The organism is Rhodococcus sp. Leaf233 (genome assembly GCF_001426165.1).
Taxonomy (GTDB): domain Bacteria; phylum Actinomycetota; class Actinomycetes; order Mycobacteriales; family Mycobacteriaceae; genus Rhodococcoides; species Rhodococcoides fascians.
Genome location: NZ_LMRO01000008.1, coordinates 432,990 through 450,976, shown reverse-complemented (window position 1 = coordinate 450,976; position 17,987 = coordinate 432,990). Strand labels below are relative to the sequence as shown.

Sequence of the window (17,987 nt, the reverse complement as noted above, 5' to 3'; positions counted from 1 at the left end):
CAGGTTGCCGCGTTCGACGTCGGCCCTGATCTGGCCGACGCAATCCCCCGGGGCGCGCGGCGTCGCGAGCAGGCACTTTGTGCGACAACCCGCCTGACAAGCGCAGCTGGACCCTGAAAGTGGGGACTGGGTGGGGTGAAGTGGGGACAATGGCGGCTGTGGGGGGAAGTGGGGAGTTCGCCCCGGAACCACCACCCGGGAACCACCACCCCGGAACCACCGCACGGGAACGATCGCCCCGCGTCGTCGCTGGGGCGCACTTGATCGAGCACGCCGCGCGACAGGGGCTACGGAATGCTCGCCGTATCGAAGAGCCGTGGAACGACAGCAGCACCTCACCCGAGGGTGAGGCGCTGCTGTCGAATCGGTGAAGTTGTGGTGGGTGACCGTCAGGCCCAGGGAGATCCGGACGGCGGAGTCATATCACTCCTGATCGAACCGCTTACGAAAACGGTCTTCCATTCGAGAGGTGAAGCTGCCGCCCTTGCGGCCACCACTCGATTTCGGCTGAGCACTACGACCTTGCGTGCCGGCTCGGTCGCTTGCGCTACCTTCTTCGCCGGTCGCGGCAGCTCCCTTCTTGGAGCCGCCGAACAAGAACAGTGCCCCGGCACCGAACATGAAGAGAAAGCCGATGAGGCTGACGACGAGAAAACCCAGACTGTTCGTCGACAGTGCTACACCGGCGACGAGCAACACGAGTCCCACGACGAACAACGCGGCAGCCTGAAAACGCCTCTTGCTCGACGCCGCGCGAACGCGACCGCCCCTCACATGGGACGCGAATTTGGGATCCTCGGCGTAGAGAGCGCTCTCGATTTGATCGAGCATGCGCTGCTCGTGCTCGGAGAGTGGCACGGTACCTCCCCCTGCACAGATAATGAGAGTCGTTTCGGTTCAGAAGCGACGGGAAGCTGACCTTGGCGGCTACCTACTGACGATGATACGAGCTGAATCGGCCGCTTACCACCTACTCGCACTATGTGTTCCTGAGAAACGACCAAGTTTTCGAGACGGACGTCTCGGAAACACTTGTCGAACACCGTGTGACGTGGCCGTTCACGTCCGTTCGAACTCGAGGAATCGACGCGGCGGGCTATGCGGACAGCGGTGCCGCCATCGGATCGACGGGCTGGAACCTCGACTGACCGCCCAACCGGTCCTCGACCGCGTTCAGAAAACGACTGACGTGTCGATAGAAGTCGTCGGCGTCGACGTCTCCGACAGCGGACGAGGCACCCGCCTCGACTGCCGCGCGGGTTGCGGAGAAGGACGAGAAGTACTCGGACCAGATCGCCAGATCCGGCGCAGCCTTCGCCATCAGAACCCAGGCGTTGCGTGAACGTGGCCGCGAGCCGATCGAATCGGGCAGCGATGCCAGGACTGCGGCAGCACCCTTGAGTGCGGCGATGTAGCTTCCGAGGAAGCGGTCCCCCGCATCGCGCTCACCGATGGATTCGGACAGCAACGCATCGGCTCGACCGAGCAGGACCTGCGCCTGACGCGACACCGGCGACCGCACGCCGACATCGAATGTCTTCGTCATCGTCATACTCGAACACCTCCAGTTCGAATCTCCGGGCGCGCTACCGACACGCCTGGAACCGTGATGAAGCCTTACAGTCGAACTCCGGGAGAATCCGCCTCGTTCGTCGAGGTGATCCACCGGCGCGCTCGGCCCCGATCATCGAACACCCGTTCGACACATTCAATATAGCTGTGCCCACCGACAAGTTGCCGAAGAAAGGGTGAGAACCGTCGTCACCGATGCGCAGACAACCCCCTACGTGGTCGATCTGACGCCCCAGGAATTCCGTCGGCGCTTGTTCGAAGCTCTGGCGATCTACGTCGAGGCCATGGGATATCCCCGCGGAACCGAGCACAGCCGCGCACCGATGTGGACGGAGCATCTGCACCGGCCGGGCTGGCGAGCGGTGGGAGCCATGGTGCCCAATCCCGACAAGACGCAGCCGGACACGCTGGTCGCCGTTGCGTACGGGTATCACGGCGCGCACCATCAGTGGTGGCATCAGCAGGTCCGCGACGGATTGCGCCGCGCCGGACACTCGACACAGCACGTCGACGCCACCCTCGGCGACTACTTCGAACTGACCGAATTGCACGTACTACCGAGCGCGCAAGGACACGGACTCGGCGGGCGTCTCTGTCGCAGGCTGCTCGACGGTGTTCGAGCGCACTCTGTGATGTTGTCCACACCCGAGGTCGCGCAGGAGGACAACCGCGCCTGGCGGTTGTATCGACGGCTCGGCTTCGAGGACGTACTGCGGCACTTCACGTTCGCCGGCGACCGGCGCCCCTTCGCGGTGCTGGGCCGCCGGTTGCCGCTCGACGGGCCCGTAGCCTGAAGGTGTGATCGATGCTGTGGTGGTGGGCTCCGGCCACAATGCCCTGACTTCTGCCTGCTACCTGACCGATGCCGGAATGTCGGTGGAGATCGTCGAACGCGACACCGTCGCGGGCGGTGCGGTGTCGACGGTGGAGCGCTTCCCCGGCCATCGAGTCGACCGCGGCTCGTCCGCGCACATCATGATCAGGCACACCGGGATCGTCGAAGAGCTCGGACTCGAGGAGTTCGGGCTGCGCTACATCGACTGCGATCCGTGGGCATTCGCCCCGGGCGACGTCGACACCGCCGAACGCGCCATCGTCTTCCATCGCAGCCTCGATCGAACGTGCGAGTCCATCGCTGCCGCCTGCGGGCCCGCCGATGCGCGCGCCTACCGTTCCTTCGTCTCGGTGTGGGGTCCGCGCAGCGAACGCACCATGCGCGCATTCGGTGGGCCGCCCACCGGGTCCAAACTGCTCCGATCCTTCTGGGGACTCGGTGCGCCCGACGGCGGCAGCGCGCTCTCGCGCGAGTTTCTTGCCACCGGCGATTCCCTGCTGGACGAAATGTTCACGAGCGAGCGACTCAAGGCTGCGCTGGCATGGTTCGGAGCGCAGTCCGGCCCGCCGATGTCCGAGCCCGGCACCGCCCCGATGGTCGGGTTCGCGGCTCTGATGCACACGCTCCCACCGGGCCGCGCCGTCGGCGGTAGCGGCGCACTGACCGAGGCGATGATCGCCCGGCTGCACCGGGACGGGGCAGCGCTGACGCTCGGCGATGCCGCCGTATCGCTGACGCGTCGCGCGCATGGCTGGACGACGAGGACCGCGTCGGGACGGGAGATCGACAGCACGATCGTCGTGGCCGGGTGTCACATCCTGACCACGCTCGACCTGCTGGCGGAGGGCGGACACGACGCGGCGCAGCTGGCCCGGTGGCGCTCCACCATTCGGGTGGGTCCGGGGATCGGTACCGCGGTTCGGTTGGCCACCGACGCGCTGCCGCAGTACCCGAGCGCCGACTGCATCGAGGACGGTACCCACGGTCTCGCGCTGCTCGTCCGCGACCGCGCGCAATTGCGGTTGGCTCACGGGCACGCTCTCGCCGGGGAGCTGCCGCCGAAACCCGCTGTTCTCGGCATGTCGTTCAGCGCCCTCGATCCGACGATCGCGCCGCCGGGTCAGCATCAGATCTCCCTGTGGTCGCAGTGGCATCCGCACACTCTCGCCGATGGCCGCCGGTGGCGCTCGAACGTACCGGGGCAACGTTCTTTGGCCGAGGTCGAGGGTGATCGAATCGTCGCCGAGCTCGATCGCTACGCCCCTGGATTCGCCGCGTCGGTCCTCGATCGGTACGTACAGTCGCCGCCGGACATCGAGCAGGAACTCGGACTGATCGGAGGCAACATCATGCACCTGGACATGTCACTGGACCAGATGATGATGTGGCGTCCTCATCCCCAACTGGCCGGCCACCGCGTTCCCGGAGCAGACGGTCTCTATCTCACCGGCGCGTCGACTCACCCGGGAGGCGGCGTCACAGCGGCCAGCGGCCGTTCGGCGGCGAGAATCGCACTCGCGGACGCACGCGCGGGGCGTCGTCGCGCATTCTTCAGCAGGAGACGAGCATGAAGATTGCCCCGACGGTCTTCGCGATCGGTGCCGTCGCCGCCCAGATCTGCTATCCGCTCGTATCGGGTTCGACGCGGGACGCGGTGACCATCGCGGTGGTCGCGCTACTCGCGCTGGCGTCGATCGCGCACGCCGTGCTGTACCGCGGAAAGCTGTGGGCGGCGGCTCTCGTGATCCTGACTGCAGGAACGGGATTCGTGTCCGAGCTCGTCGGCACGGCCACCGGGTTTCCCTTCGGCGAGTACTTCTACGCGCAGAATCGACTCGGCCCCAGCCTGTTCGAGGTCCCCGTGGTGGTTCCACTCGCCTGGACGGCGGGGTTCTATCCGATCTGGTGCGCGGTCACGTTCATCGTCGGCCATCTCGGTGCGACACGGCTCCGAGCGTCTGCATTCCGAATCGCCGCAGTCGCCGTCGGGATGGTGGGCTGGGACCTGTATCTCGATCCTCAGATGGTCACCGACGGCCAGTGGACCTGGACGTCCGGTGCCGTCGGACTGCCGGGTGTGTCGTCGATCCCGTTGACCAACTACGCGGGTTGGCTGTTGGTGGCGACATTGATGGCCGCAGTCATGGAAGCGGTGAACCGCGTGGTGGCCCCGCGCGCGTCCGACGACGTCGTTCCCCTCGGGCTGTTCCTGTGGACGTGGCTGGGTTCGGCGCTCGCGCACGCGGTGTTCCTCGACGGCCCCGAACTACGATTCTCGGCCGTCTACGGATTCGTCGTCATGGGTAGTGTCGGAATCCCGTTGCTGTGGATCGCACGTCGTCGCGGATCTCTACGTAGCCGACACGCACCGATGGCAACCCCTGCCGACTGACACCGACGCGACGCCCTGGCACGATGTCGCTGTGCAGTCGACATCACGAACATCCGCTCGTACCCGCCGACGCCGAGTTCTCTCGGTGCTCGCCCTGACGCTGCTGGTCGTGCCGATGCTGGCCGGCTGCTTGCGGGTCCAGGTCACGATGGGTGTGTCGGCCAACGACCGGGTGGCGGGTCAGATCGTCGCGGCGACGGTCCCCACCTCCGACACCGACACCGGCCCCGAACTCGTGGTGCCCTCCTCGATCGAGGACAAGGTCCGCGTCGAGCCGTACAACCAGGACGGGTACGTCGGGTCGCAGGCCATCTTCGACGACCTCTCGTTCGGTGATGTTCAGACACTCGGTTCGATCTTCCAGAACGCGGCCGGATCGTTTCAGCTGACCCTGCAGCGTTCGGGCGACACCGTGACGCTCGCCGGTAACGCCGACCTGTCGTCGGTACCGGTCCAGGGGTCCGACGTGCAGTTCACTATTGCATTTCCCGCCCGTATCGGGACCACCAACGGCACTCGCGAGAGCGACAACTCGATCTCGTGGAAGCTGCCGGCAGGCGAAGTCACCTCGGTGCGTGCCGAGGTCAACTACCCGGACCCCAACACTCGTAGCTTCGCCGGCTGGGCGGGCATCGTGGGCGGCGTGACCGTCGGAGTGGCCGCTATCGTCGGTGCCATGGCCTGGGTGTCGCGGAACCCACCGTTGGGCAACCGTCGTAAGCGCGCTGCCGAGACGGGCGAGTCGAACGACCGAACGTCGGTGTGATCACCCCCATCTCGTCCCGCACGACAGATCTCGCCGAATGACGGTCCTGACCCGGGCGACTCGGGCGACTGCCGTTCTCGCCTCCACTTCCGCTGCCGTCGCGGTGTTCAATGCGCTGTTCGTGCCGGGTTTGCGTCGACCGAGCCGTGACGTCACCGAACGGGTCGCAGTGTGCATCCCGGCGCGCAACGAAGTCGACACGCTACCTGCGTTGATCGGCGATCTCACGCGTCAACGATTCTGCACCGACCTGCAGGTCGTCGTCCTCGACGACGATTCGACCGACGGAACGGCAGCCGCTGCCGTCACCGCGGCGAACGGCGATCCGCGATTCCGCGTCGTGACCTCCCACGCGTCGCCGCCGCCCGGGTGGACGGGTAAAGCCGCCGCGTGCGCCGAACTGGCCGACTCGGTCGACGTGGACACGACGATCGTCATGTTCGTCGACGCGGATGTCCGGCTCGAACCCGAGGCCGTCGCCGCCGCGGCGAGGAGGTTGCGCCGCCGCGGCGACGCTCTGATGTGCCCCTGGCCCGAGCAGGTGGCGGGTGGTCTCGCCGAACGCCTCGTTCAACCGCTGCTCGCGTGGTCGTGGATGTCGACGTTGCCCGTGCTGGTCGGCAATGCAACGCTGCTGCCGTCGATGGCCGTCGCCTGTGGGCAGTTCATGGCGTTCGATGCCGCCGCGTATCGCGTCGTCGGCGGCCACAGCTGCGTCGCGTCGAGTGCCACCGAGGATCTGGACATCGCGCGTGTCCTGCGTCGACGCGGGTTCTCGACGTCGGTTGCCTCCGGTGCCGGGTTCGTACGGTGCCGGATGTACCGCTCGGCCGCCGATGTTCGGGCGGGTTACAGCCGATGGCTGTGGAACGAGTTCGGTGGGCCCGTCGGTTCGGCCACGGCTGCCCTTGCGCTGGGTACGGTCTACCTGTTGCCGCCGGTCGCGGCGGTCTTCGGTTCTGGTTCGACGCGGCGACTGGGTCTCGTCGGTTACCTCGCCGGGACTGTATCGCGCGTGGCATCTCGTCGGCGCGAGTCGGGACCCCGATTCGGCGCTCGCGACGTCGTCGATGCCGCGGTGCACCCGCTGTCGATTCTCGCCTTCGTCGGGCTCGTTGCGGAATCCCACGTGCGACGACGCCGCGGCGCGCTGAGCTGGAAGTCGCGTCCGATGCCGACGTCGTAACGCCGATCACAGATCAGACGCGCGCCGCTGCCAGACCCAGGTTGCTCAGGACCTCACGTGTCGCGCGCGCGAAATTCAACGTGATGAAGTGCAGCCCGGGCGCACCTTCGGCGATGAGCCGCTCGCCGATGTTCGTGGCGAGCTCGATACCCACCTCTCGAACCGCGGCCTTGTCTTCCTCGGCTCCGGATCCTGCTGCGCGAGTGAACTTCTCGTCCAGATGCGACGGCAATGTCGTGCCCGAGAGCTCGAGCATCCGGCGCACCGAACGCAGCGAGGTGATGGGCATGATCTCGGGGATGATCGGCTTGGCACCCTGCTCGGGGTCGTATGCGCTGACACGATCACGCAGCCGCAGGTAGTCGTCCACGTCGAAGAACATCTGCGTGATCGAATACTCCGCTCCCGCACGCAGCTTCCCGACGAGGCACCTGGTGTCCTGCTCGAGATCGTCGGCGCGGTGATGGCCTTCCGGGAACGACGCCACTCCGACGTGAAAGTCGCCCAGTTCGCGGACCATACGCACCAGCTCTTCCGCGTACTCGACTCCCTCGGGATGCTTCTCCCACTCGCCGAGTGGATCTCCCGGGGGGTCACCGCGAAGAACGAGGATGTTGGTGATGCCGCGGTCGGCGTACGACCCGACCATCGAGCGCAACTCGGCGACACTGTGCGACACGGCAGTGAGATGCGCCACTGGCAGCAGAGTCGTCTCCTCGGCGATCTGACCGGTGACGCGCACCGTTCGATCGCGGGTGGAACCACCTGCGCCGTACGTCATCGACACGAACGCGGGCTGGAGTTGCTCGAACTCTCGCACTGCTCGCCACAACCTGGCCTCGGCAGCCTCGTCGCGCGGGGGCGAGAACTCCACCGAGAACGGGATCCTCGCTTCGGGTTCGGTCCGCAATCGGTCGACGATCGACGGCGTCCTCGTCACGAATCCTCGGCTCGACCGCCCCCTGACGGAATCTTCGCTCACCCGAAGATCATAGGTTGCGCTGCGCCGCCGGCCCGCTGGGCATCCCCCGACGGCGTAGTGCGCTGCTCGTCGGTGCCGGGTTCGGGTGCCTATTACTGTGGGACTGTAACGCGTCTTTCCCACGAAGACCTTGGAGGATCGTCCTGTCCGGAGACCTGTCCGCGCCCACCAACTCTGTGTCCGTGAATGCGACGTCGCTACGGGATTCCGTCGATGCGAAGCTCGCGGAGTTCTTCGCCTCGCGTCGTGCGGTCGTCGACAGCGTCGGCGGTGGCTACCCGGCCGCAGTGGCCGACCTCGAGGCGTTCGTACTACGCGGCGGCAAGCGCATGCGCCCAGCCTTCGCGTGGACCGCGTGGCTCGGCGCGGGCGGTGAGCCCACCGGGGACCGCGCCGACGCAGTACTGCGTGCGTGCTCGGCACTCGAGTTGATCCAGGCCTGCGCATTGATCCACGACGACATCATCGACTCGTCCCGCACCCGCCGAGGCTTTCCGACCGTGCATGTCGGCTTCGCTCAGCGACATCGCGATGCGGGGTGGTCGGGCTCGGCAGATCACTTCGGTGTCTCCGCTGCCGTTCTCGTCGGCGACCTGGCGCTGTGCTGGGCCGACGACATGCTGCGCGAGTCGGGTATCGACACGGACGCGGCGCGGCGGGCGCAGCCCGTGTGGTCCGCGATGCGTACCGAGGTGCTCGGCGGTCAACTCCTCGACATCGAGGCCGAAGCCGGGACGGACGAGAGCGTCGCGGCAGCCATGCGCGTCAACCGGTACAAGACCGCCGCCTACACAGTCGAACGCCCGCTGCACCTCGGGGCCGTTCTTGCCGGGGCCGGCGAACCGCTGACTGCGGCGTACCGCAGCTTCGGTGCCGACATCGGCATTGCCTTCCAGCTGCGCGACGACCTGCTCGGCGTGTTCGGCGACCCGGAGATCACCGGCAAGCCGTCGGGTGACGACATCACCGAGGGCAAGCGCACGGTGCTCATCGCCGTGGCCTTGCAACAAGCGGACGCGAGCCGTCCCGATCACGCGGCGAAGATTCGAGCCAGTCTCGGTACCGAGCTCAGCGAGAGCGAGGTCGCCGACATCCGATCGATACTCACCGAACTGGGCGCCGTCGACGCCGTCGAACGACAGATCGACGAACTGGGCACCCGGGCCGTTGCCGCGCTGGACGACAGTTCCATCGATCCGATCGCCGCCGAACACCTTCGTGCCATGGCCACCGCCGCCATCCAACGGCAGTACTGAAAGAGAGCGTCATGTCTACGATCCGAACCGTTCCCGGCCGCACCGACTCGGTCGTCGTCGTGGGAGCTGGATTGGCCGGCCTGGCCGCGGGGCTCCACCTACTGGGCGCAGGCAAGAAGGTCACGATCGTCGAGCGCGACGACACCGTGGGCGGCCGCGTGGGGGTGTATCCGGTGACCGACTCCGACGGAACGCATCTCTACGACATCGACAACGGTGCGAGCGTACTCACGATGCCGAACCTGGTGCTCGAAGCGTTGGCCGCCGTGGGTGCCGACTTCGAGTCCACGACGCCGCCGATTCGGCTGACGTCCCTGTCGCCGTCGTACCACACGCGGTACGCCGACGGCACGGCCATCGACGTCTACTCGGACCCGGAGGCAATGGCCGCCGAGGTCGAGCGGACCTGCGGTACGGCCGAGGCGCAGGGCTACCGCGATCTCCGGCGCTGGCTCGCCGACATCTTCGATGCCGAATTCGACCGCTTCATCGACTCGAACTTCGATTCGCCGCTGGACCTCGTGGGATCCAAGGCCGCGATCACCGATACCGCAACGCTGACGAAGCTGGGCGGCTTCGGTCGCCTCGGGCCACGGGTCGATCGTTTCCTGAAGGACACCCGTCTGCGCCGAGTGTTCACGTTCCAGGCCCTCTACGCCGGCATGGCACCGCAGAAGGCGCTGGCCGTCTACGGTGCGATCGCACACATGGACACCTCCCTCGGGGTGTTCTTCCCCGAGGGAGGCATGGCGGCTATCGGGCGGGCCATGGCCGACGCGTTCGTGACGGCGGGCGGCACGCTCGAACTGGGCACCGACATCGTCGACATCACCGTCGACCGCGGCCGTGCCGATGCCGTCCTCACTGCCGATGGACGTCGAATCGCTTGCGACGCATTGATTCTCACCGCCGACTTGCCCGTCGTCGATCGCCTGCTCGATCGCGCCTCGGTGTCGAAGAAAGGCAGGCGCAACGGGTACGGCGTCGTGTCGCCGTCCGCCGTCGTGGCCCACGGAACGGTTCCGGTCGAACTCACGGCGTCGTGGCCTGCGCGGGCGCACCACACCATCGACTTCGGCGACGAATGGGCCGAGACCTTCCGCCGGATCACCGCCCGCTCCGGCAAAGGATCTCTGATGGCCGATCCGTCTCTGCTGATCACGCGGCCGTCGGTGAGCGATTCGGGCCTCGAGGTCGTGCGCGACGGGGTCCGCAGCGAGCCGGTCTCGATCCTTGCCCCGTGCCCCAACCTCGACAGCGCTCCCCTCGCCTGGGCCGAACTGGCTCAGCCGTACCTCCGAGAGATTCTGGCGACGCTGGAGGGCCGCGGATACACCGGACTCGCCGACGCCTTCGTGCTCGATCACATCGACACACCGCAGACGTGGGCGGACAAAGGCATGTTGTCGGGCTCGCCGTTCTCGTCCGCGCACGTCTTCCGGCAGACCGGGCCGTTCCGGAGAAAGAACATGGTCGCCGGCCTCGACAACGTGGTTCTCGCCGGCTCCGGAACCACTCCGGGTGTGGGCGTGCCGACCGTCTTGGTCTCGGGCAAGCTGGCGGCAGAACGGGTGACAGGGCCGCGAGGGCGGTAGGTTCGTCCGATCGACTGCGTCGACCAACTAAGCTGAGCGCGATCGTTTGCCGGTCGCGATCTTTGCTGCGACCATGATCCTTCGGCCGACAGCGAGAACGCGTCGGCGCGGAGCCACATCTCGACACATACGACTCGCAGCAGAGGAGGAGCAGGCGGCAATGTCTTCGGTTTCGTCGCACTCCACCTCCGAAGGGCGCTCGTCGGACGGGTCTGCACCGGTGCCTGCGCGGCATCCGTCGAGACTGACGACCACCGGAAACTTCCTGCGAAGTCCCGAGGGCAAAGCAGCGATCCTCGGGGTTCTCGGTGCGGTCTGCATCATGTTCGGTGGATTCGGCGCGGGCAGCGTGCGCCGTCGTGACCCTCTGCTCGAAGAGATGCATCTGTCGTGGCTGCGATTCGGTCACGGCTTCGTGCTGTCGACCGTCATCGTCTGGGCCGGTGTGCTGTTGATGATCACCGCCTGGGTCAGGCTCGGCCGAGCCACGCTGCACGGCCGCACCACGGTGGGCGAGCTCCGGTGGATCGTGCCCGCGTGGACGGCACCGCTGCTGCTCTCGGTGCCGATGTTCAGCCGCGACGCTTATTCCTACCTCGCTCAAGGTGCGTTGCTACGGGACGGCTTCGACCCGTATGCCGTTGGGCCCGTGGCCAATCCGGGAATCCTGCTCGACAACGTCAGCAACGTGTGGACCACGACCACTGCCCCGTACGGGCCGCTGTTCCTACTCCTCGGTCGCGGCATCACGAGCCTGACCGGTGACAATGTGATAGCCGGAACCATGCTGCTTCGCCTGACCATGCTCCCCGGGCTAGCTCTGATGATGTGGGCCGTCCCGCGACTGGCCACCCATCTGGGCGGGCGCGCCACAACGGCGGTGTGGCTCGCCGTGCTCAATCCCCTGGTGCTGATCCACCTCATCGGCGGAGTGCACAACGAGTTGCTCATGGTCGGCCTGATGACCGCGGGCATCGTGCTCGCGCTCGAGCGTCGCCACGTGGCCGGCATCGCGCTGGTGGCGATCGCCGTGGCCATCAAGGCAACTGCCGGTCTCGCTCTGCCGTTCCTGGTGTGGATCTGGATGCTGCACCTCCGAGACAAGGCGCGCGAAGAAGGCCGCACACCGCCTGCACCGATTCTGGCGTTCACGAAGACCGCGGGCATCGGAGCGGCCGTCTTCGTCGCGGTGTTCGCCGTCGCGTCCGTGATCGCCGGAGTCGGCATCGGCTGGCTCACGGCGTTGTCCGGCTCGGCGAAGATCATCAACTGGCTGTCACTGCCGACGATCCTCGCGCATCTGGTGACCGTCAGCACCTCGTGGTTCCTCGATCTGCGCCTCGGACCGGTTCTCGACGTCACCCGGCTGCTGTGCGCGATCGCCTTGGTGGTCATCCTGGCCGGGGCGTGGTGGTTGGGCCGCCGATCCGAACGGGACGCTGTCAAGGGCATCCTGATCGCTCTCGTCGCCACTGTCGTTCTCTCCCCCGCCGCGCTGCCCTGGTACTACTCGTGGCCGTTGGCGATCGCGGCCGGCTTTGCGTTGTCCCGCCGAACGCTGATGGTTCTCACCGGCCTGTCGACCTGGCTGATGCTGGTGTTCCAACCCGACGGATCCATCGGCCTGTACACGTTCGTGCACGTGGCCCTCGCAGTTTTCGCTGCAGTCGTTGCCGCGCTGGCGCTGACCCGAGTCGACCCGTTGCGTTTGCGATCGGACCGCTCCCGGGAACACCGTGCCGTACCCAACGCCCCCAAGACCGCGCCCGTCTCCACCGAAGACGACGCCACACCGTGAGGTCCCGCGCCATGAGTGCCCGCGTATCGAGAGAACTGACCGACATCGATCCTGCTCTGCACGAGGCGTATCGCATCTGCCGCGAACTGAACGCCCAGCACGGCAAGACCTATTTTCTGGCAACCAGGCTGTTGCCCGTCGACAAGCGCGCAGCCGTGCACGCTCTGTACGGTTTCGCTCGGATGGTCGACGACATCGTCGACCTCGAAGGCACCGACATCGCGGTCGGTTCGGACGAACTGAACGCCCGCAGAATCGTCGAACTCGACATCATCGAATCCCGGGTGCGCGACGCCTTGGCCGGAAAACCTCTGTCCGACAGCACGTCCGATCAAGTATTGAGCGCATTGTGCGACACGGTCGCTCGGTACGAGATCCCCCACGACTACTTTTTCGCGTTCATGCATTCGATGCGCATGGACATCCCGGGCAGCGCGATGTTCGTCTCGCGGTACCGAACGATGGAGCAGTTGAACGAGTACATGTACGGATCGGCCGCAGTCATCGGACTGCAGATGTTGCCGATTCTCGGAACTGTGGTTCCGCGAGCCGAGGCGGAGCCGTCGGCTGCGGCGTTGGGCGAGGCGTTTCAGCTGACCAACTTCATCCGCGACATGGGTGAGGACCTCGACCGCGACCGCATCTATCTCCCGACCGACGAGCTGGCGGCCTTCGGGGTCGACGAGGATCTGTTGCGGTGGTGCCGGACCACCGGCTCGGTCGATGCCAGAGTCACCCGCGCCCTCGCCCACTCGATCGCCGTCACCCGGTCGATCTACCGGACGTCGGACGCCGGGATCGACATGTTGGATCCGCGAGTGCGTCCGTCCATGCGAACGGCGTCCATTCTGTACGGCCGCATTCTCGACGAGGTCGAGGCGCAGGGCTACCGGGTGCTCTCCCAGCGTGCGACCGTGCCGCAGTGGACTCGCGCACGCGTCGCGCTGCCGCAGTTCGCCGTCACCGGCTGGAAGCGCGCCACGGTCCGCTGACGACCGCTGTTCCAGCTGCTAGAAGGCCATTGCCTGAGCGCGTCTGATCACTTCGCGCATCAGGTCACCGTGCAACGCTGCGACCGGGGTGCCGGGCAGACTGTCGTCCTCGGCGAACAACCACCGCAGAATTTCTTCGTCCTCGTAGCCGCCGTCGTGCAGCACCGCCAGCAGGCCGGGCAGACCCTTGACGATTTCGCCCTTGGTCGTATCGAAGAACTGCTCGGGCACGCCGGGGACGCGGGAACGCTTGAGAGCCAACAGCTGACGATCCCGCACGAGCTGCTCGACGCGCGTCTTGGGGACGTCCAGGATCTTGGCGACGTCGGCGAACTGCAGCAGAGAAACCGACGGATCGAGCACGTCGTCGGCGTAGGGAATGGCACTCACGCGGGTAACGTTAACGGGTCCGGCGTCCAGACTTCAAAAGTGACGCGGCCCGCCACGGAGACCGAAGACACGAACCACGATCGTCGGTGAGCTCCCACGGCGCCGATACCATCGTCGTCAGGCGTCCGGATTTCGAGCGGACACATCGAGGACGACGAGGGGAGGTTCGGTGATACCGGGTTCGATGCTCGATCGTCGATATCGAATAGACGCACCGATCGCACGGGGCGGAATGTCGACGGTCTACCGCGGACTCGACACCAGGCTCGACCGACCTGTCGCGGTGAAGATCATGGATCCGAAGTTCGCCGAGGACCCGCAGTTCGTTCAGCGATTCGAGTTCGAGGCACGCGCGGTGGCCAGGCTGAGCCACCCCGGCCTGGTGGCCGTGTACGACCACGGGCGGGACGGCGATCACGCATTCCTGGTCATGGAGCTCGTCGAGGGCGGAACGCTGCGCGAGCTGCTGCGGGAGCGCGGGCCCATGCCGCCGCACGCCGCAGTCGCCGTGGTTCGCCCCGTGCTCGAAGCTCTCGCCGTCGCACACCGCGCCGGTCTGGTGCACCGAGACATCAAACCGGAGAACATCCTGATCAGCGACGACGGAGACGTCAAGATCGCCGACTTCGGGCTGGTCCGAGCCGTCGCCGCATCCACCGTCACCTCGAGCAGTGTGATTCTGGGCACGGCCGCGTATCTGTCCCCCGAACAGGTCACCACCGGCTCCGCATCCGCGAGCAGCGACGTCTACGGCGTCGGAATCGTACTGTTCGAGCTGCTCACCGGACGCACCCCGTTCACCGGCGACACATCCCTGTCCATCGCCTACCAGCGCATCGACAACGACGTTCCGCTCCCGTCGACCCTCATCGCAGGCGTGCCACCACAGTTCGACGACGTGGTCCAACACGCCACCGTCCGCGACCCGGAACACCGATACCGCAACGCCGACGACATGGCCCGCGCGCTGCGCACCGCCGCGTCGGCGCTGGCACTTCCCGCGTACCGGGTGCCCGCTCCCCAGCGTTCGGCACAGCACCTGAGCTCGGCGGCTGCGGGCGCACCGACGACAGTCGCCGGCGATCGACAGCCGCCCACCCGCACCCAGGTGGTGCAGAGCGCTCCCCCGGTACCACCGCCCGACGGCGTGCACCACACCCGAGTGGTCACGTCACCGACATCCCGCGAAATCGAGTACGAACCGCAACCGGACGACCCGCAGCCGGCGGCACCCCTGGGCCGGCGACACTACGAATTTCCCGACTTCGCCGCCGATCGCCAACGGTCCCGGCGGGCCATCGTCGTCTGGTTGGTGGTCGTTGCACTGCTGGCCGTGTTGGTCGGTTTCGGCGGCTGGTGGATGGGCTCGGGCCGATACACCGCAGTTCCGATGGTCGACGGTCTCGACACCACCGGTGCCACGAGCGCGATCGAAGCGTCGGGCTTGGAAGCAACGGTTCGGGGAACGTACTCCGACACCGTCTCGACCGATCTGCTCATCGGCACCGACCCCGTCGGTGGTTCCCGAATCGCCAAGGGCGACACCGTCTTCCTGCTCGTCTCACTGGGCAGCCCGACCGTCCCCTCCATCGACTCCGACGCCTCCGTCGAAGACATGCAGCAGCAATTGCGCGACAGAACCTTCACCCCGGTCGACGGCGGCGAGGCATTCAGCACCACCGCACCGATCGGCGGCGTCGCGGCGCTCGATCCCCCGCCGGGAACGGTGTTGAACACCGGTGCCGCAGTCACCGTGCTGCGCAGCAAAGGTGCACCGCCGGTGCAGGTTCCCGACGTCCGCGGACAGAGCGTCGATCAGGCACGGACGACTCTCGAATCGGTCGGCATCACCGTCGACGAGGTCCGCGAGACGTTCGACGAGGACACCGACGGCGGAAAAGCGATCGGCACGAATCCGAAGGCCGGCCAGACCGTCAAGTCCGGCACCACCGCCGTCCTCGACGTGTCGACGGCAGTCACCGTGCCGTCGCTCCTCGGCCGTTCGGTGGGATCCGCACGCACGACTCTGGACTCGCTGGGACTGACGATCGATGTTCGTCAGGTGGTCGACACGGACGGCTCGTTGGTCATCTCCCAGAGCCCCGGAGCCGGTTCACGGGTGGAACCGGACTCCGAGGTCATGGTCGTCTCACTGCCCTGACCACCGCTGCCCTGACCCGCCAGGGCGGTGCCGGCGATCAGCCGCGAAGCATCTCGGCGACGAGGAATGCCAGCTCGATGCTCTGCTGAGTGTTCAGTCGCGGGTCGCAGGCAGTTTCGTAGCGCCCGGCCAGGTCGAGATCAGAGATGTCCTGGGCTCCGCCGAGGCATTCGGTGACGTCGTCACCGGTCAGCTCGACGTGGATTCCGCCCGGATGGGTGCCGAGGCCGTTGTGCACCTCGAAGAAGCCCTGCACCTCGTCGACGATGCGGTCGAAATGCCGGGTCTTGTATCCGGTGGACGCCTCGTGTGTGTTGCCGTGCATCGGGTCGCACTGCCAGATCACCTGGTGTCCGGTGGCCTGCACCTTCTCGATGATGGCGGGCAGGATGTCCCGAACCTTGCCGTTGCCCATGCGCGAGATCAGCGTCAGGCGGCCCGGCTTGTTGGTCGGGTCGAGGCGCTCGACGTATTCGACGGCCATCTCGGGGGTCGTGGTGGGTCCGATCTTGAGCCCGATCGGGTTCGAGATCAGTTCGGCGAGCGCGATGTGCGCGCCGTCGAGCTGGCGCGTGCGGTCGCCGATCCACAGGAAGTGAGCCGACAGATCGTAGAGCTTGGGGTGATCGTCGGTGTTGTCGAGCCGCAGCATCGCGCGTTCGTAGTCGAGGACGAGTGCTTCGTGGCTCGCGAAGATCTGGGCGGTGTGCAGATTGGGGTCGGAGACGCCACAGGCGTCCATGAACCGCAGGCCGCGGTCGATCTCCCCGGCCAACGCCTCGTAGCGTGCTCCGGCGGGTGACTGCGCGACGAATTCACGGTTCCAGTCGTGCACCTTGTGCAGGTCCGCCATCCCGGCTCCGGTCAGTGCCCGAACCAGGTTCATCGCCGCACTCGCGTTGGCGTAAGCGCGCACCAGCCGTGACGGATCGTGGCCGCGCACGCTCTCGTCGGCCACCAGCGAGTTGATCATGTCGCCGCGGTAGGACTGCAGGCCGAGCGCATCGATGTTCGACGAGCGAGGCTTGGCGTACTGGCCGGCGATGCGCGCGACCTTGACCACCGGCATGCTCGCCCCGTAGGTGAGTACGACGGCCATCTGCAGCAGCGTGCGAATGTTGCCCTTGATGTGCGGTTCGGTGTTGTCGACGAACGTCTCGGCGCAGTCGCCACCCTGAAGCAGAAACGCCTCGCCGCGGGCGACGGCAGCGAGCTTGTCCGACAGCGCCTCGACCTCACCTGCGACGGTGATCGGCGGAACGCTCTCGAGCACCTTGCGCATCTCGCCGGCCTGCTCGGGATCCCACTGCGGCTGCTGCGCAGCCGGCTTGGCCAACGCGTCGTCCAATCGAGTGCGCAGTGTCGGAGACAGCGGCGGCAGGTCGGGCAAGCGATCGATGGGTACGTCGACAGTCCAGTTCACCGCTACAGGATATTCGTACCGCCGTCACCGCAGGACAACGGGTGTTCAACCGCGGTACGAGTACTCCTCGATCGCCTGGAACTTGGCCAGATTGTGGCGCGCGTCGGCCAGGGCATCGTGGGCGTCGTCGGGCACCGCGGGAAGCTCGGGACTGCCGCGATCCTCCCAGTGCTGACGGAGCTCACGGGTGAATCGAGGCAGGGAACGCGGCAATTCGGTCATCGATCCCCACAGCTGGCAGAGCGCCACGTGGTCGTACGCCGCCACCCATGCCCATAATTCGACCTCGGCACCGTAGTGCGGAACGAGGAATTCGAGCAGTTCGTCGCGAATTCGGGATCGGCTCATCCACAACGGCGACGAGTACGGTGGCAGCTTGGGTAAGACGTTGCGCCGGACCCACCGGCCCGCCCGCTCGGGGTCGAACTCGGAGGACACCGCATAGAACTCGCGACCGTCCTCCGACACCACACCGATCGACACCAACTCGATTGTGCGACCATCCTCGATGAACTCTGTGTCGTAGAAGTAGCGCACGCGGCTCACCCTAGCGCGTGCCCCGGCACGTCCCCCACACACCGCAGAACCGAGCCGAACAAGCCCTGAAAGGGAACGTTGTGACTTCGTCCGACACCAACC

16 protein-coding genes are annotated in these 17,987 nt (G+C 66.5%); 10 read left to right on the top strand and 6 right to left on the bottom strand.

Annotation, left to right across the window (positions count from 1 at the left end; all coding sequences use genetic code 11):
* Positions 1 to 423: 423 nt before the first annotated feature.
* Together ASH04_RS10050 and ASH04_RS10045 are read right to left on the bottom strand one after the other, a co-directional pair.
* Positions 424 to 858 (bottom strand): DUF3040 domain-containing protein, encoded by a 435-nt coding sequence (locus ASH04_RS10050; RefSeq protein WP_027497353.1) that lies wholly within the window; start codon positions 856 to 858, stop codon positions 424 to 426.
* Positions 859 to 1,096: 238 nt separating this feature from the next.
* Positions 1,097 to 1,546: an SAV_6107 family HEPN domain-containing protein gene (locus tag ASH04_RS10045; protein ID WP_235579979.1), complete on the bottom strand. Its 450-nt coding sequence runs from the start codon at positions 1,544 to 1,546 to the stop codon at positions 1,097 to 1,099.
* Between the two features lie 202 nt (positions 1,547 to 1,748).
* Between ASH04_RS10045 and ASH04_RS10040 the strand changes: the two genes are divergently transcribed.
* The 5 genes from ASH04_RS10040 to ASH04_RS10020 are packed head-to-tail and all read left to right on the top strand — an operon-like array spanning position 1,749 to position 6,751.
* Positions 1,749 to 2,366 (top strand): GNAT family N-acetyltransferase, encoded by a 618-nt coding sequence (locus ASH04_RS10040; RefSeq protein ID WP_027497355.1) that lies wholly within the window; start codon positions 1,749 to 1,751, stop codon positions 2,364 to 2,366.
* Between the two features lie 4 nt (positions 2,367 to 2,370).
* Positions 2,371 to 3,978, top strand: coding sequence for a phytoene desaturase family protein (locus tag ASH04_RS10035; protein WP_027497356.1), 1,608 nt, complete (start codon positions 2,371 to 2,373; stop codon positions 3,976 to 3,978).
* Positions 3,975 to 4,799: a carotenoid biosynthesis protein gene (locus ASH04_RS10030; protein ID WP_032368106.1), complete on the top strand. Its 825-nt coding sequence runs from the start codon at positions 3,975 to 3,977 to the stop codon at positions 4,797 to 4,799. The genes ASH04_RS10035 and ASH04_RS10030 overlap by 4 nt, the downstream gene beginning before the upstream one ends.
* 31 nt (positions 4,800 to 4,830) lie before the next feature.
* The gene (locus ASH04_RS10025; RefSeq protein WP_057473409.1) at positions 4,831 to 5,565 is read left to right on the top strand and encodes an LppM family (lipo)protein; all 735 of its coding nucleotides are present in this window, start codon (positions 4,831 to 4,833) and stop codon (positions 5,563 to 5,565) included.
* A gap of 37 nt (positions 5,566 to 5,602) precedes the next feature.
* Positions 5,603 to 6,751: a glycosyltransferase gene (locus tag ASH04_RS10020; protein WP_057473408.1), complete on the top strand. Its 1,149-nt coding sequence runs from the start codon at positions 5,603 to 5,605 to the stop codon at positions 6,749 to 6,751.
* A gap of 13 nt (positions 6,752 to 6,764) precedes the next feature.
* Here ASH04_RS10020 and metF read toward each other — a convergent pair whose 3' ends face one another.
* Complete coding sequence (metF, locus tag ASH04_RS10015; RefSeq protein WP_032368108.1) at positions 6,765 to 7,691, bottom strand: methylenetetrahydrofolate reductase [NAD(P)H]; 927 nt, start codon at positions 7,689 to 7,691, stop codon at positions 6,765 to 6,767.
* A 185-nt stretch (positions 7,692 to 7,876) separates the two neighbouring features.
* Here metF and ASH04_RS10010 point away from each other — a divergent pair, with 185 nt between their 5' ends.
* The 4 genes from ASH04_RS10010 (at position 7,877) to ASH04_RS09995 (ending at position 13,374) form a co-directional block, all read left to right on the top strand.
* The gene (locus ASH04_RS10010; protein WP_426376040.1) at positions 7,877 to 8,989 is read left to right on the top strand and encodes a polyprenyl synthetase family protein; all 1,113 of its coding nucleotides are present in this window, start codon (positions 7,877 to 7,879) and stop codon (positions 8,987 to 8,989) included.
* An 11-nt stretch (positions 8,990 to 9,000) separates the two neighbouring features.
* On the top strand, positions 9,001 to 10,584 hold the full coding sequence (gene crtI, locus ASH04_RS10005) for a phytoene desaturase family protein (protein ID WP_200937306.1): 1,584 nt from the start codon (positions 9,001 to 9,003) through the stop codon (positions 10,582 to 10,584).
* A 160-nt stretch (positions 10,585 to 10,744) separates the two neighbouring features.
* Positions 10,745 to 12,382 (top strand): alpha-(1->6)-mannopyranosyltransferase A, encoded by a 1,638-nt coding sequence (locus ASH04_RS10000; RefSeq protein WP_032374357.1) that lies wholly within the window; start codon positions 10,745 to 10,747, stop codon positions 12,380 to 12,382.
* An 11-nt stretch (positions 12,383 to 12,393) separates the two neighbouring features.
* Positions 12,394 to 13,374 (top strand): phytoene/squalene synthase family protein, encoded by a 981-nt coding sequence (locus ASH04_RS09995; RefSeq protein WP_032368109.1) that lies wholly within the window; start codon positions 12,394 to 12,396, stop codon positions 13,372 to 13,374.
* An 18-nt stretch (positions 13,375 to 13,392) separates the two neighbouring features.
* On the opposite strand, the gene ASH04_RS09990 is transcribed toward ASH04_RS09995, so the two are convergent.
* Positions 13,393 to 13,764, bottom strand: a complete 372-nt coding sequence (locus ASH04_RS09990) for an Rv2175c family DNA-binding protein (RefSeq protein ID WP_027497362.1) — start codon at positions 13,762 to 13,764, stop codon at positions 13,393 to 13,395.
* A gap of 184 nt (positions 13,765 to 13,948) precedes the next feature.
* Between ASH04_RS09990 and pknB the strand changes: the two genes are divergently transcribed.
* Complete coding sequence (pknB, locus tag ASH04_RS09985; RefSeq protein ID WP_052053201.1) at positions 13,949 to 15,925, top strand: Stk1 family PASTA domain-containing Ser/Thr kinase; 1,977 nt, start codon at positions 13,949 to 13,951, stop codon at positions 15,923 to 15,925.
* 37 nt (positions 15,926 to 15,962) lie between these two features.
* Here the strand turns inward: pknB and ASH04_RS09980 are convergent, their stop codons facing one another.
* Together ASH04_RS09980 and ASH04_RS09975 are read right to left on the bottom strand one after the other, a co-directional pair.
* A complete protein-coding gene (locus ASH04_RS09980; RefSeq protein ID WP_027497364.1) occupies positions 15,963 to 17,348 on the bottom strand; it encodes a class II 3-deoxy-7-phosphoheptulonate synthase in 1,386 nt (461 codons plus the stop codon).
* Positions 17,349 to 17,393: 45 nt separating this feature from the next.
* Positions 17,394 to 17,885: a polyadenylate-specific 3'-exoribonuclease AS gene (locus tag ASH04_RS09975; RefSeq protein WP_032370301.1), complete on the bottom strand. Its 492-nt coding sequence runs from the start codon at positions 17,883 to 17,885 to the stop codon at positions 17,394 to 17,396.
* Between the last annotated feature and the right edge of the window lie 102 nt (positions 17,886 to 17,987).